We start from the raw sequence: 14,376 nt of genomic DNA, 5'->3' as shown, positions 1-14,376 counted from the left end.
CCATGACACTCCGTCATTCTCGACGCCGCAGTTTGTGTGCAGCACTCCTCAGTGCCTGTGTTGCACTCGGAATTGTCGGTGTTTCAGCATCCAAGTTCCAGGCCAACGCTGACCCAAACCAGGGCGCTGATCTTATTGTCTTGAAGGACGCTGCCCACGTCCAGATGTCTGGCGCTCAGCCTGTTTATGGCGCGAACGGACTGCCCATCGCTCTCGATTCGACGGCTAATTTCCCGATTGGGAACTTTAACGTTGGCGACTATGTTCTTTACCGTGTCAACATTCTTAACCGTGGCGTTGGCACAGTGACAAACATCAATGTGAAAGACCTGCTGCCCGAGGGAATCACCTACCAGAACTCGTGGACCCGACTGTGCAACAACGAGATCCTTGCCTATCCTCCGGTCGATCACCTCTGGATCCGGGAAGGACACGACTTTGATCCGAACCCGGACGACGGCCTCATTCGAGACTTCACTTTCCCCTGTACTGATGCCAAGGTCTTTGGTTCTTATGATCACTGCACTGGAGTCTGGGCCGGCGGCGCAGGGCAGCTCGGTTTCATGAACTACACGACGCTGCATGTGCTGGGACGCGTGAATGAAAAGGGCGCTGGGGCAACCATCTCTAACACCGCCGCACTCACGGGATTTACCGGCGCTAATGCACAGTCCTCTGCAGACTCTTGGACCGCCGATATCACCGTCGCTCCGCTGGCTGCTGGAACACAAGTCGATCCAATCCTCGACCCCTCGCCGTGTGCAACCCCCACCCCCTCGCCTTCTCCGTCCGTTAGCTCAACAACACCTACCGCAAGCACTCCTACGGCTTCAGTGAGTACAAGCGCTACATCTCCTTCAGCCAGTGAGTCAACGACGGTTTCGGTAAGCGCAAGCACGAGTCCGGCAGGAGTGTCAACCAGTGCATCGGCTCCGTCAAAACCGGCGCTCGCACGCACGGGTGCCCCGATTGCTTTCCTTGCTGGGGCAGCAGCACTGAGCGCAAGTGCGGGCGCTGCCTTGCGCAGACGCAAGCGTGGCTAGAAAAGTTTCCTGCATTTAATTGCGGTCTACGCGAAGCGTAGGCCGCAATTTTTCTGGCCCCTCGGGCAATATTGGGTAAAACAAAACCCGGTATCTCAGCGAGTTTTTGTTGAGATACCGGGTTTTTCTGGTAGTGGAGACAGGATTTGAACCTGCGACCTCCGGGTTATGAGCCCGGCGAGCTACCAGCTGCTCTACCCCGCAACCATGCAAAAGATATCCCTAGCCAAATGTGATATGCACCCAGAATCCTGGACACATGTTATGAATTAAGCGGAACACATGAATACTATCCTGCACATTACAGGTGGCATCCATTTTGTTTTTCGGACTATAGGACAAAAAGTGTTGATAAAAACTTCTAAACTCATTCAAATTTCAACGTTAAAATGTGGTATATCTTCTTAGAATTAGTTTTTATGGAGAACCAAGCTATTGTACCAACGTTTCAACATGGATTCCAAACTGGTTTTCCCGTTATTATCTATATAAATGAGAAATTTTTGTAGCAGTTTTGGAAATATATATTGGCCTGTTTCAGTCAGGTCTTTGTTTAGATATACCATTTGAAGGATACGGTTCTGCTGATCTAGAGGGTTTTTTACAAGTAGCTTTCTTTCGAAGCAGAACTGTAAGAACACAATGTTCTTGTCATAGAAATCCTCCACTACAGCTGCGCCAATACTGGTATATGTAATGTCGTACACCAATCGCTTATGGTCAAATTTCTCCGCATAGAGTAGTTTTAAAGCTGTTTTCCAGTGTTCCTCTGGTATTATCAACATTTTGTGTAAGGCTGTGCTTGAGTAGCCACGGTAGACGGGTTCTGGGTGTCCGAGCAAGTCATTCACGCTGTCTGCATAGACTAAGCACAACTCGTCGTCAAACAATCCTCCGACAAAGTTACCATTGCAGTACAGCATATAGTCCTTAGACTTAGCTGGAGAAAAAGAAAGACTATATCCTTGTAAATCTAAGTTTTTATACAGTTTGTTTAAAAAATCTATTGATGTCATATATAACTTCTCCAATGCATATAAATCAAAAATCGAATAACACTTATTTATTTAATCGACTGCATTTCATCACATATACAATTTTCATAAAAGTTTAATAAAAAATCCCTAGCCTCATGGCTAGGGATATCTTTTGCATGGTAGCGGGGACAGGATTTGAACCTGCGACCTCCGGGTTATGAGCCCGGCGAGCTACCGAACTGCTCCACCCCGCGTCGGTACCTAAAAAAGATACCTGTCTTGGCCCAAAAGCACAACTCGAGGCGGGTGACATGGGTCATGTAGATCCACACACTCAAACTGGACGCAGATGAAAGTGCCAGGTTTTAGCATCGCTCCATGACACTTCAGAGCCTTTTCTTTTTCGTCCTCTGCGCAGCCCTAGCCTGTTTATCGTGGGCAGTGGGCAAGCATAGCGGGGCGCTCCACGCGCGCCTCGAACTTTCGCAAGATCTCGCACGCAGCCAGGCCCAAGTGACAGAACTGCGCGAACGCCTCACACAAGAACATACTTTCCAAAGCTTCTTGGCCGATTCTCAATCCCAAGCAGCACAGCTTGATTCTGCGCAGCACCAACGGCTCATGCAGACAATCCTTCCGATCAACGAAGGCTTAAAGCTCCTTCAAACCTCCGTCAGTTCTTTAGAACGACAGCAGGCCGCGCAAATCGGCGCGCTTGATCAACAATTGAAGTGGACACGCGAATCGGAAGATTTACTTCGGCAGTCCACCCAAGAACTCACGCGAACACTCTCCCATGCTTCTCTTCGTGGAACTTGGGGAGAAGCCCAGCTGCGTTCTCTCGTTGAGTCTGCCGGGCTTATCGAACACGTCCACTTTGAGACCCAAGTGGAAACGGCAGGCCGATCCAAACGCCCTGACATGATCGTCCTTCTCCCCCAAGACAAGTGCATTCCAATCGATGCGAAGGTTCCCCTAGACGCCTACTTGCGCGCCCAAAGCGAAGACACTCCACTACATGTGGATGGCGAGGATCCTTCGGATCAGACACTCACTTACGAGCAGCTGATGCTCCAGCACGCAAAGTCCTTGCGCCGCCACGTCAGTGAACTCTCCCGAAAGGAATACTGGAAAGAACTCCCCCATGCCGCTGACTATGTCATTGCTTTTATTCCCAGTGAATCGGTTCTCTCTGCAGCATTGCATACCGATCCTTCACTCATGCACGATGCATTGAACATGAATGTTGTTCTTGCATCCCCCACTTCCCTGTGGGCAATTCTGCGAACGGTTGCCTTCACCTGGCGTCAACAAAGCCTCTCCACACAGGCTCAAGAGATTATTCAGCTCTCTCAAGAACTCTACGAACGGCTCCAAACGCTTGGAAAACATGCCTCCAAAGTCTCCGCTGCACTCAACAATGCATCGCAGTCCTGGAATTCCTTCCTCGGCTCTTTTGAGTCACGCGCATTAGTCAGCGCACGAAAGCTCTCAGGAATTGATCTCAGTCCTGAGCCCCTCGAGTACGTCCAGGTAGAGGCAAAAACTCTCACGATGCCCTTTTCACAGGTGGCGGAAGACCTCGACTCGCCAGCGGAGGGCATCTCCTGAGGAGGGACGCCAGGCCTCGTCGCTGCGAAGAGGGTCAAGCCCCCACTCGTCAGGGGAAATCTCTGGCGCAAACACTTTATTTTCACTGGTCTTGATCTTCTCGATGCAGGGCTCATCAAGTTCCAAGAAAGAAACGACAAGCTCATCCACCAGCGGCATTGACTGCGTGTAGATCTGTGCGCCGCCCGTGATCCAGACGCGCTCGCTACCCCGCTCGCGCGCATCCTCTTGTCCAAGCCGCACTGCTTCATCTAAGGAATGCGCAACCAGAGCACCGTCCAGTTTCAGATCTGGGTTCCGGGTAATGACGATGGACGTTCTACCAGGCAGGGGACGCCCCAAGGCATCCCACGATGAACGACCCATAATAATCGGGCAGTTCATTGTCTCGGACTTAAAGTGCGCAAAATCTGCGGGAACCCGCCAGAGCATTTCAGTCCCAGAACCCAGCAGGCCGTCAGCAGTTTGCGCCCAAATCGATGCAAGAGGGACCAAGCGATGCTGTGCTTGTAATTCCTCCCCCACCGTCATTTCCCGGGCAGTGCCCCCGCGGTGATTCACACGGCCACCGGCGCTTTGATCGTCGGGTGATGTTCGTAGCCCTCGATCTCGATATCGTCGAAATCGTAAGAGAACATCGAATCCGCTTGGCGTAGCTTCAAAGTTGGGAAAGGATAGGGCTCACGCGAGAGCTGCTCATTCACCTGTTCGACATGGTTCGAGTAGATGTGGCAGTCTCCACCGGTCCAAATAAAGTCGCCAACTTCCAGGCCGGCCTGCTGAGCGAACATGTGGGTCAAGAGCGAATAAGAAGCAATATTGAAAGGAACGCCAAGGAACATGTCGGCACTGCGCTGATACAGCTGGAGGGACAAGCGCCCCTGGGCAACATAAAGCTGGAAGAACGCATGACAGGGCTCAAGAGCCATCTGCGGAAGATCCCCAACATTCCAGGCGGACACAATCATGCGACGGGAATCAGGGTTAGTCTTCAGTGTCTCTAAAACCTGAGAGATCTGGTCAATCTCACGACCATCCCCAGCATTCCAGCGACGCCACTGGACACCATAAACGGGCCCCAAGTCACCATTTTCATCGGCCCATTCATTCCAGATACGAACGCCATTTTCTTGAAGCCAGCGGACATTTGAATCCCCGCTGAGGAACCATATGAGCTCGCCAATGATCGACTTCATGTGGACACGCTTGGTCGTAATGAGTGGAAAGCCCTGGGAGAGGTCGTAGCGGAGCTGAGCGCCGAAAAGGGAACGCGTGCCTGTACCCGTGCGATCGGTTTTTTCCGCACCTTCGCGCATAATCTTTGCCAGTAGGTCTTCGTATTGCCTATCAACCTGGTTCATTACTTTTCCCTTCCGGCTTTTCGTTTCTGCGTCTTTCGCCAGCGCCTACAAGCCTAGTGGCACACGCTGGCGAAAGAGACAGCAACTCTCAAGATTCGCGAACCTCTTCGGAGGCGATATGCAAGGTGTGAGGCAGTGGCTCAGAAATGCTATGCGAGATCGTGCAATTGCGCTCGATAGCGGAGCCAGCACGACGAAGAAGATTAACTGTCTCTTCTTCACTGAGCGAAGAGAGGTCCTGAAGAAGTTCGACTTCCATCGAGGTGAAGCGGTCAGCGGCCTCGTCATATTCGGCGGAAACGCCGGCAATCTGCGCGAAATCCTCGCCCAAAACTGCGGCGAAACGCGCATCAGAGGACATTGCCATGCAACCGGCCAGCGCAAGCTTGAGCAAATCACCTGGGGTGAAGCGTCCCGGGCCGTCACCGACCAGAACCTCAGCTCCGCGAGCATTACGAGCGACGTACTGACGCACTCCTGTCCGTTCCAGGTACAGAGGCCGTGAGGGGCCACCCGCAGCCGCGACAGACTGTGTTGTTTCGCTGATCTCTTCAGCCATGATGTGTCCTTCCCATGTTCTTTATCAGTTCACAACCCAAAGTAAAAGGGTTTTATTCCGCGATGTAGTACTCGCCCGCATGTCTCTTGAGCCACGTGTCAACTATTGTGTGCTCTCGCTTGAAGAAGTCGTCAAAATGCGAGGCCACCGTGGCCTCGACCATGCGTCCAATAAGAGGGATGGCAATTCTGTATTCGCCGCTGAGCGCCCACTGACACTGATTGCGATCCCACTCCACGGGACTCACGCTTTGGGTCAGGTGCGCGCTGACAGAGACCGCCTCGGCGCTGAGCGTACATGTCGCTTGAAAGTGCCTGGGAGCGACCTGCGTCCACACCTCGTCGTATTCGATGAAGACTTGGTTTTCCACCGCCGAGCGCGCCCGCGCAGGAAGAGCGTCGGGGTTGAGTTGTCCGCGAACGCTCACGGCGCCTGCCTGCGGATGCTCCACCACGGCCTCGCGAATAAGTTCCCCAAAGCGCGTCTGAACGAAATCCCCGTTCGTGCTGATTTCGACGAATGCCTCTGGCGAGCATTGATACTGCGCATCCCCATTGACCTGCATCATTGTCCCATCTTCTTGCCTGCTTCGCCCGTTTGTTGAAGCGAAGTCCACAGGAGTGATTGTATCCTTGCCGCCCGTTGATTCTCACAATAAGGCGAGTGCCGCTATTGTGAAGACATGTCGGACATGTCAAGCTTTGCCCAATCTGCAGAAGTCTCATTCACTCCTAAGCTGTCCCCGGGAGCTCACGATCATTTGCACCAGCTCTTGGCTGATTGGCAGGTTCTTGCAGACCTTGCGGCTGCCGACTTGGTGTTGTGGCTTCATACAGACGATGACCGTTTCTTCGCCGCAGAGAATTGCCGCCCGTCAACCTCGATCACCGTTCACGCTGACGATCCGCGGGGCCTGTATCTTCCTCTTGCTCGCGAGGCCGAGCTGCGTGAGGCGATGAGAACCGGCAAGGTCGTGCGCCCGACTTCGCCGCATTGGGCCGGCACCTATTCGGTTCTCGAAGTCTGCGTGCCCATCCCCTACGAGGGCGAAGTTATCGCAGTGCTCACGCGCGAAACGAATCTATCGTCGCCTCGTCTTGCTCAAAACTTTGATACCTGGACCAGTGACGCGGCGGACATCATCTGCGAGATGATCACTCAGGGCGAGTACCCCTACAAGTCTGCTCCAACAGCTTCCGCGCATGGCGTTCCTCGCGTCCAAGACGGAGCGATCCTCATCGATCAAGATGGAAAGGTCCTTCAGACGACCCCCAACGCTATGTCGTGCCTGCGTCGCATTGGAATCCGTCAAGATTCTGTATTTGGCGAAATCTTGGCCGAACGCATCACAGATGCTGTCAGCGATGAGAACAGCGTTGAAGAGTCTTTGGCGGTCGTTGTGATGGGACGCGCCCCTTGGCGCGTCGAGCTATCGGTTCAGGGGGTCACAATATCCTTGCGCGCACTTCCGCTTGTTGACGGTCATAAGCGTCTGGGCGCCGTCATCTTGACGCGTGATATCACCGAGATTCGCCGACGCGAACAAGAACTCATGACAAAGGACGCAACGATTCGCGAAATTCACCACCGCGTGAAGAATAATCTGCAGACGGTGTCAGCTCTGCTGCGTCTTCAGTCTCGCCGTTCTGATCTGGAAAGCGTTCAGGCCGCGCTTAAGGAAGCCGAGCGACGAGTCCAAGCGATTGCAACCGTTCACGAGGCCCTCTCACAAGACGTCAATGAACAGGTTGATTTTGACGATGTCGCGCGAACGATTGTGCGAATGGCCGGAACGCTCGCTTCAACCGATCATGCGGTCGATGTGACGACAACCGGCGAGTTCGGCAGCCTTGCAGCAGCGCAAGCGCAGGCCATGGCGACTGTTCTTAACGAGCTCGTGTCGAATTCGGTTGAGCACGGTCTTGCGGATAAGGATGGGCTGATCCGCGTCCACGCGCAGCGCAACGGTGACCAGCTCACTGTCACAGTTACTGACAACGGCGCAGGAATCCAGCCCGGTCGGGCGATGACGGGTTTGGGAACGCAGATCGTTAATCAGATGGTTCGCGGCGAACTTCGAGGCAGCATCGATTGGGAGCCTGCTGAAGGTGGCGGAACCGTCGTCACATTGAAGGCCCGTTTATCCGACTGAAAGTTTGTACCCACACCTTTCCTCGAAAAACTAATGAGGAAGGGCCTAGATACAACGCTTGAGATGTGAATGTCGTTGGGGGCGGGAGGATTGAAATCCTCCCGCCCCCACAACATCACTCATGTGTCAGCACATCAGGAACCAGAGCCCTTTTGTGCTTCCAGTGCCTTTTGAGCCTCAATAGCCTTGGCGAGGGAGTCGTTGAGGCGTTTTTGTGATTCACCATAAGCTGCCCAGTCATTGTTCTTCAGGGCGTTTTGGCCATCTTGGATGGCCTGGTTAGCGTCCTGGAGAGCAGAGGCGAGCTGCTGTGAGGGCTCGCTATTCGTATCGGTATTTTGGTTCTTATCCTTACCGGAGGTGTCCTTACCCGTCACCTTCGCAGCTGAATCTCCACCGAAGGTCTGATCCAGTGACTCTTGCAAAGTCGGAGCGAATCCAACGCGATTACCAAAAGCCGTCAAGACGAAACGCAGCACCGGATAGTTTGCGCCGCCCGATCCTTGAATGTACACAGGCTGGACATAAAGTAGGCCTCCGCCCACAGGCAGGGTCAAGAGGTTACCCCGAATGACCGTTGAATCCGATAGGTTCAACACGTTCAATTGCGAGGCAATTGTCTGATTCGTGTCGTAGGCATTTTGGATCTGTCCGGGGCCGGGAACCGTCGTCGAGGAAGGCAGTGCGATCAATCGCAGTTTGCCGTATCCCTCACGGACTTGCCCAGCCTGGCTTCCCGTTTCCGAATCGACTGCGAGGAAGCCAGCCATGGCCTCGCGCTTAGACTCACCACCGGGGACGAACACCGAGGTCAGGGAGAACTCCGCGGAGTCTTGCCCAGGCATCTGCATGGTCAAGTAATACGGCGGCTGAACTCGGATCGCTTGCAGCTGCGCGGAGGTCATGTTCTGAGACAAACCATTGGCTGTTGCCGCAGTCGAAGTTTCTTCTGCGAGTCGCCAGCGGTCACCGCCGGTGTAAAAATCAGCGGCATCACGCACGTGGTAAGACGTGAGAAGGTCACGCTGAACCTTGAACATATCCTCCGGGTAGCGCAGGTGCCCCATCAGGTCGGCAGAGATATTTGCCTTGGGTTCCACGGTTCCGGGGTAGATCTTCGTCCAGGTATTGAGGATCGGATCGTTATCGTCCCACTGGAACAAACGCACCGATCCATCATAGGCATCGACGATGGCCTTCACCGAGTTACGCATGTAGTTGATGGAGTTTCCTTGGATGTACTCTCCCACCGACTGTGAACGTGAATCGACTGTGCTGGAGGACAGCGATTGGTGCTGGGCATAGGGATAGGAATCCGTGGTCGTGTAGGCATCAACAACCCACACCAGACGCTTCGGGGTCGAAGGATCTCCATCGGTATCGACAACCGCCGGGTAAGCCTTCTGTTCCAGGGTCAGGTAAGGCGCAACCTTTGCCACTCGCAGCAAGGGATCACGGTCATACAGGATCTGGGATTCTTCATTCGTTTGAGAGGAGAAGAAGATATCGGTTGACCCGAACTTGATCGAGTACAGGAGCTTATTCCACACATTCCCAACCGAGGGACCACCGTTGCCGGTGAAGGTTGTGGAGACCTGACCACCGGGAGCGTTGTCGTCGGGGTAGTCAAGTTCTTGGGGCGCGGTGCCCTCTGGGCCACCAACGATTGAGTAATCAGGCGCCGACTGAGAGAAGTAGACGCGAGGCTCGTAGGATCCCATTTCACCCGTCGAGGGGATGGATTGCTCCCAGTAGGCGGGAAGACCATCAGAAGTGATGGTGTTACCGTAGGCAGCGACAACACCGAAACCGTGGGTGTAGACGGTGTGCCGGTTGACCCAGGTCTGTTGTTCTTGCGAGAGTCCAGCAAGGTTGAGTTCACGCATCGAGATGACGGTGTCACGACGTTCACCATTGATGGTGTATCGGTCGACAAAGAACCCGGAATCAAAGGAGTAGTAGGGACGCGACTGCTGAAGCTGCTGAACAGTCTTGCGGATCACCTGCGGGTCGAGCAGTCGAATCTGCGAGGTCGATTCCGAGTCTTCGCGCAACTGACCGGGTTGAGCACTGGTCGTTGCGTCATAGGTCGTGTAGTCCAAATCGTCCAGACCATAGGCACTCAAAGTCGCATCAATATTGTTCTGAATGTAGGGAGCGTTTAAAGAACGCGCGTTCGGGCGGACCCTGAACTGTTCGATGAGCGCGGGGTAGGCGCCACCGATGACCAATGCGGCAACCACGGTGACAACGACGCCGATCGTGGGAAGGCGCCAGGTGCCTCGGAAAGCGGCAATAAGGAAGAGAACTGCAACCGCGAGCGAGATCACCGCGAGGATTGAGTGCGCGGGAAGGGTGGCGTTGACGTCTGCATACATTGCGCCGTCAATGTTGTCTCCACTTTGAGTGAGCAGTGAGTAGCGTCCGATCCAGTAGTATGCGCCGATGATCACCGAGGCCACAGCTGCGAGGATCCCCAGGTGGCGTCGCACGTTTTTCCGAGCGTGCGGGCGCGGAGTGAGCTGCAGTCCTCCGTAGAGGTAGGACACAGCAAGCGAGACCGCCAGGGAGAGAAGAACAAGGCGCATGAGGAAAGAGACGACCAGCTCAAGGAAGGGAAGAGTGAAGACGAAGAATGAAACGTCCCACCCGAAAATCGGGTCGGTCTTCCCGAAGGGTGTCGCGTTGAGCCAGGTGAGGACAGTCTGCCATCCTTCGGCGAGCCTGATTCCAACGGGGATACCGATCAGCAGAGCAACCAGCCAGGCCAGCCCCTTCTTGTGGGGCTCAATCGCTTCTTGGTATTGGCGAAGATTCGCGCCTACTTCTCCCCTGCCCGATGGCACGCGATGACGATGAGCCAGACCAATCATCGTACGCAAGAGAGCTACTGAAATCACTGCACCGATGAGTGCCAGCGCAGCGATAGCTCCCCATCGGGTCAAAATGATCCGAGTCGAATGCATCTGCTGGAACCAGAGAATTTCGGTCCAGAACGATGAAGCAGCGTAGACAAAAAGCCCCACGAGCACCAATACCACAACGGTGATGGCTCCGGGGCCGATCTTCGGGCGACGGAACTCGATCTTGGGCAATTGGATGGGGTTATTGCCGATGGAGAAGGGAGAATCGCTCACAAAGCTTCCTCTCTAAAGAATGATCACGATATGTGTATTCTAGCCAGCCGCGCATGCATCTGCGTGTGCCAAGTGCCTGTGGGAAAATGAGCGCATGAATGAACTCACCCCCACCGCTGACCAGCTCGCCCTCGCTCATGTCGTTCTCGACATTGAAAAAGCGGCATCACTGGTTGGATGGGATCATGCGCCTTCCCTTTATGCTCTGGTGCGCACAGCGACTCTTCTCGATCAGCCTGATCTTCCTGAAGAACTCAAAGACGCCTTGCGCCAAGAATGGGACGGTACTGATACTCATTTGAGTGCAATCATCCAAGAAGACTTCCAGGGGGAAGACCTCGAAGAGATGCTCGCCCACCTCGCGTGGCCACCTTCGGTCGTCGGCGCAGCGCTGAGCCTCGAACGCGTCATTGTTCCCCCCGAGGTGGAAGCACAGGCTCCGGAAGATCCCGATGAAGCTCTTGCTTTCATTTCGAATCATCCCAAGGCTACCGATGTTCGCATTGCAGCAGGAGCCCTGCGCAGCGGTGAGACGTGGAGCGCTCTGCGCGCGCGTACTTTCGACAGCGATGACAAGGTCGGTCAGGGTTCGCAATTGGTCCCCGGGCTAACGGACGCGCTCTTAGCCTCGCTTTCCTAAGGAATCGATGAGGCGCGCGCCTGCCCCTGACGTTCTTTGGCTTACTTGGCTTCGCAGGTCGGAAGGGAATCCCCACGGTCTGCGGCAATCGCATCTACTGCCTCGTGAGCTTCATGAAGGGTTGACACACGCACGACCCGCAATCCCTCCGGGACGTGCCCAATGACCTGATCGCAATTGCTTTCAGGGGCAAGGAACCAGCTGGCTCCGTCGCGTTTTGCACCCTGCATTTTCTGTGCAATTCCACCGATTGCCCCGACTTTGCCGTCATAGGACATGGTCCCAGTTCCGGCGATCGACTTCCCGCCCGTCATGTCTCCTTCGCTGAGGCGGTCAATGATGCCCAGCGAGAACATCATTCCCGCGGAGGGGCCGCCGATGTTCTCCAAGGAGAAATGAATATCTACGGGAAGATTCACCTGCGCGTCCAGGTAGATCCCAAGCTTCGAGCCTTCTGTTTCTCCGATAGAGGCAGCAGAAACAACTGTTTCTGTCCGTTGATCCTCACCGTTTTTCACCGTGACTTTGAGTATCGAGCCGGGAGCGACCTTGCGCATGATCGCAAAAGGATCAGCGGGAGTTTCGATTGAGTGAAGGACCCCGTCGGGGGTTTCGATCGATTGGAGGATATCGCCCTCACGCAGTTTCCCCTGCGCGTCGGATCCCTCGACGGTGCCCGTAATCTTGACCGTCGCGGGGACTTTCCAGCCAAGCTCCATCAAGGCTGCGACTTTCGCCGTCGATTGCGACCCCGTCATTTGTGCTTTGTTGGCGTTATCAACCTGCTCGCGGGTGACGTTATCGGGATAGACCTTCGAATAGGGAACCAGTTCCGAGGCCGGGGTGAGTTCCGCTTGAATCCACCCGTAGACGTTGAGCCTGCGCCCAGGTCCTCCCATCTCAGAGACCGTCACCATTCGCAATTGGCCGCTGTCCGCATTGGTCGAAGGATCTGGGTTTTTGATTTCTTCACCCGTCAGGGGGTTGGTCCCTGTGATGGAGAGAAGCTCCTCAGTACCATCTTTCGTTGCCGCGGCGCCCAAAATATTCACCGTCGGCCCGGGAAGGCGTGCGACGTAGGGCAGCGGGACAACCGCTGCAGCCACACCAAGAATGCTCATGACGACAAGCGTGACCGTTAGTCTACGTAGCCAGCGCAGGCTACGAGCATTGGCCTGCGGGTCTTCATCGTTCACGTCGTGATCGTCATGGAGTTCATTCATACCTGTCATTGTCCCTCAGTATGGAAATATTCGTGAGGCGGAAGTATGTGCCGGTATCCGAAGACGATTGCGCTGTGAGCTAAGTTCGTTCGAAACTGGGCATTGAGCTAGAACGCGGCCCAGCTCACAGCTAGGCTCAACACATGAGCGACAACGAATCGAACATGGAAGAGTTTCTCCGTAACCTGCTCGGCGAGCAGGCAGCCCGAGCGGCAATGGAATCCATGCGCGCTCGCGGGATTGACCCCGAAAGTCTCAACAGTCAATTCCCCGATCCCGAGGTCATGCGTCAGGCACTGACTCAGTTCTCCATCATGATGAATGGACCTTCAGTTGGACCTGTGGATTGGAAGAGCGCCCTTCAGCTCGCTCAGTCGAAGGCATGGGATTCACGAGAAACTGCGGTGACTGCCGCTCAAGCACAGCGCGCCCGTGAAGCGATGACTGTCGCAGATCTGTGGCTGGATGCCACCGTCGAGTTCTCTCCCGGTCCCGTCAACCGTCAGGTCTGGACTCGCGCCGAGTGGATCGACGGCACTGCGGAGGTGTGGAAGAAGATCTGCGAGCCGGTTGCAGCTAACGTCGCCAAGGCCTTCGAGGACGTGCTCAACGAGCAAGAACAGCACCTGCCCGAGCTTGACCCCTCAGCATCAGAAGACATGCCTGATATCGCCAGTTTGCTCAACTCAACGCGCAATATCTTGCCGAAGATGTCTTCTTTCCTTTTCGCGAGCCAGATCGGTGTTGCCTTGGGCAAAATTGCGCAGAGCGCCATGGGGTCCACCGATGTCGGTATTCCTTTGACCAATGGCTCGACAACTGCGCTGGTCGCGCGCAATGTTGAGGATTTCGCCGATGAGCTAGATATCCCCTTCGAAGAGGTTCTTCAATTCATTGCCCTGCGTGAGTGCGCGCACCGCCGCCTCTTTTCCGGAGTCCCGTGGCTTTCTGGGGATCTGACCCGCGCGGTTGAGCGCTATGCCCAGCACATTGCGATCGATTCACATGCAGTCGCCGAGGCCGCAGCACATTTCGATCCGGAAAACGGTGAATTCACCGAAGACACTCTCAACGAGCAAATCTTCGCAGCTGCCCCCACTCCCGAGCAGATCGCTGCAATGGAGCGAGTTGAAAACCTCCTTGCCCTCATTGAAGGTTGGGTTGATGTCGTCACTGCTCAGGCGGCCCTGCCCTACTTGCCTCACCTTGAACAGCTTCGTGAGCTCATGCGTCGCCGGCGCGCACTGGGCGGTCCGGTTGAGAAGATTCTCGGGAGTCTCATCGGGTTGAAAATGCGTCCACGACGCGCACGAGATGCCGCAAAGCTCTTCCAGTTGGTGTTTGAAGACGGCGGAACCCATGCGCGTGAGGATTTGTGGGCGCACCCGGATCTGATCCCCAATAGCAATGAGCTTGATTCTCCGGAAACCTTCGTCGCTCTTCGCCATGCCGAAGCCGAGGCCAGCGCCGATATGGATCAGGCACTGGAGTCTCTTTTGGACGGTTCGATGGGGTGGGCTGAGGGCCTTGATCCCTCAATGGATCCCGAGGCCGATACCCTTCGTAAGGCGGGGTACCAGATTGGGAACCCAGACGAGGCCGCTCATCCAACAGATTCGGGGGATGATTCCTCAGAAGAACCACCAAGCGAAGCCGACAGCGATCTTTCCTGA

At 55.0% G+C, this 14,376-nt stretch carries 12 protein-coding genes and 2 tRNA genes; 5 read left to right on the top strand and 9 right to left on the bottom strand.

Features of this window, described 5'->3' with window-relative positions:
• The first annotated feature begins 2 nt into the window (after positions 1 to 2).
• Positions 3 to 1,043 carry a DUF11 domain-containing protein gene (locus tag BQ8011_RS04950; RefSeq protein ID WP_072455345.1) on the top strand — a complete coding sequence of 347 codons (1,041 nt, stop codon included), beginning with the start codon at positions 3 to 5 and terminating at the stop codon, positions 1,041 to 1,043.
• Positions 1,044 to 1,171: 128 nt separating this feature from the next.
• Here BQ8011_RS04950 and BQ8011_RS04945 read toward each other — a convergent pair.
• From BQ8011_RS04945 to BQ8011_RS04935, 3 genes are all read right to left on the bottom strand, one after another.
• A tRNA-Met gene (locus BQ8011_RS04945) sits at positions 1,172 to 1,250 on the bottom strand.
• 203 nt (positions 1,251 to 1,453) lie between these two features.
• Positions 1,454 to 2,059 carry a hypothetical protein gene (locus BQ8011_RS04940; RefSeq protein WP_072455343.1) on the bottom strand — a complete coding sequence of 202 codons (606 nt, stop codon included), beginning with the start codon at positions 2,057 to 2,059 and terminating at the stop codon, positions 1,454 to 1,456.
• A gap of 138 nt (positions 2,060 to 2,197) precedes the next feature.
• A tRNA-Met gene (locus BQ8011_RS04935) sits at positions 2,198 to 2,274 on the bottom strand.
• Positions 2,275 to 2,398: 124 nt separating this feature from the next.
• Here BQ8011_RS04935 and BQ8011_RS04930 point away from each other — a divergent pair.
• Positions 2,399 to 3,631, top strand: a complete 1,233-nt coding sequence (locus tag BQ8011_RS04930; protein ID WP_083429932.1) for a DNA recombination protein RmuC — start codon at positions 2,399 to 2,401, stop codon at positions 3,629 to 3,631.
• Here the strand turns inward: BQ8011_RS04930 and BQ8011_RS04925 are convergent.
• From BQ8011_RS04925 to BQ8011_RS04910, 4 genes are all read right to left on the bottom strand, one after another.
• Entirely contained in the window at positions 3,584 to 4,126 is a 543-nt protein-coding gene (locus BQ8011_RS04925; RefSeq protein ID WP_106406424.1) for a dihydrofolate reductase, read from the bottom strand. The two genes, BQ8011_RS04930 and BQ8011_RS04925, sit on opposite strands and share 48 nt — an antisense overlap.
• Positions 4,127 to 4,188: 62 nt before the next feature.
• Positions 4,189 to 4,992: a thymidylate synthase gene (locus tag BQ8011_RS04920; protein ID WP_072455339.1), complete on the bottom strand. Its 804-nt coding sequence runs from the start codon at positions 4,990 to 4,992 to the stop codon at positions 4,189 to 4,191.
• A gap of 88 nt (positions 4,993 to 5,080) precedes the next feature.
• Positions 5,081 to 5,551 carry an OsmC family protein gene (locus BQ8011_RS04915; RefSeq protein ID WP_072455337.1) on the bottom strand — a complete coding sequence of 157 codons (471 nt, stop codon included), beginning with the start codon at positions 5,549 to 5,551 and terminating at the stop codon, positions 5,081 to 5,083.
• A gap of 52 nt (positions 5,552 to 5,603) precedes the next feature.
• Positions 5,604 to 6,167 (bottom strand): DUF2505 domain-containing protein, encoded by a 564-nt coding sequence (locus BQ8011_RS04910; protein WP_231945269.1) that lies wholly within the window; start codon positions 6,165 to 6,167, stop codon positions 5,604 to 5,606.
• 75 nt (positions 6,168 to 6,242) lie between these two features.
• Between BQ8011_RS04910 and BQ8011_RS04905 the strand changes: the two genes are divergently transcribed.
• Positions 6,243 to 7,703 (top strand): sensor histidine kinase, encoded by a 1,461-nt coding sequence (locus BQ8011_RS04905; protein WP_072457655.1) that lies wholly within the window; start codon positions 6,243 to 6,245, stop codon positions 7,701 to 7,703.
• Positions 7,704 to 7,837: 134 nt separating this feature from the next.
• Here BQ8011_RS04905 and BQ8011_RS04900 read toward each other — a convergent pair whose 3' ends face one another.
• A complete protein-coding gene (locus BQ8011_RS04900) occupies positions 7,838 to 10,840 on the bottom strand; it encodes a UPF0182 family membrane protein (RefSeq protein WP_072455336.1) in 3,003 nt (1,000 codons plus the stop codon).
• 94 nt (positions 10,841 to 10,934) lie between these two features.
• Between BQ8011_RS04900 and BQ8011_RS04895 the strand changes: the two genes are divergently transcribed.
• Positions 10,935 to 11,480: a PPA1309 family protein gene (locus BQ8011_RS04895; protein ID WP_072455334.1), complete on the top strand. Its 546-nt coding sequence runs from the start codon at positions 10,935 to 10,937 to the stop codon at positions 11,478 to 11,480.
• A 41-nt stretch (positions 11,481 to 11,521) separates the two neighbouring features.
• Here BQ8011_RS04895 and BQ8011_RS04890 read toward each other — a convergent pair whose 3' ends face one another.
• Entirely contained in the window at positions 11,522 to 12,703 is a 1,182-nt protein-coding gene (locus BQ8011_RS04890) for a YlbL family protein (protein ID WP_231945268.1), read from the bottom strand.
• Between the two features lie 143 nt (positions 12,704 to 12,846).
• On the opposite strand from BQ8011_RS04890, the gene BQ8011_RS04885 reads away from it, so the two are divergent.
• Entirely contained in the window at positions 12,847 to 14,376 is a 1,530-nt protein-coding gene (locus tag BQ8011_RS04885; protein WP_072455330.1) for a zinc-dependent metalloprotease, read from the top strand.

Source organism: Actinomyces marseillensis (assembly GCF_900155605.1).
GTDB lineage: Bacteria > Actinomycetota > Actinomycetes > Actinomycetales > Actinomycetaceae > Pauljensenia > Pauljensenia marseillensis.
Note: the sequence above shows the minus strand (reverse complement) of the source record. Positions and strands in the feature narration are given on the sequence as shown.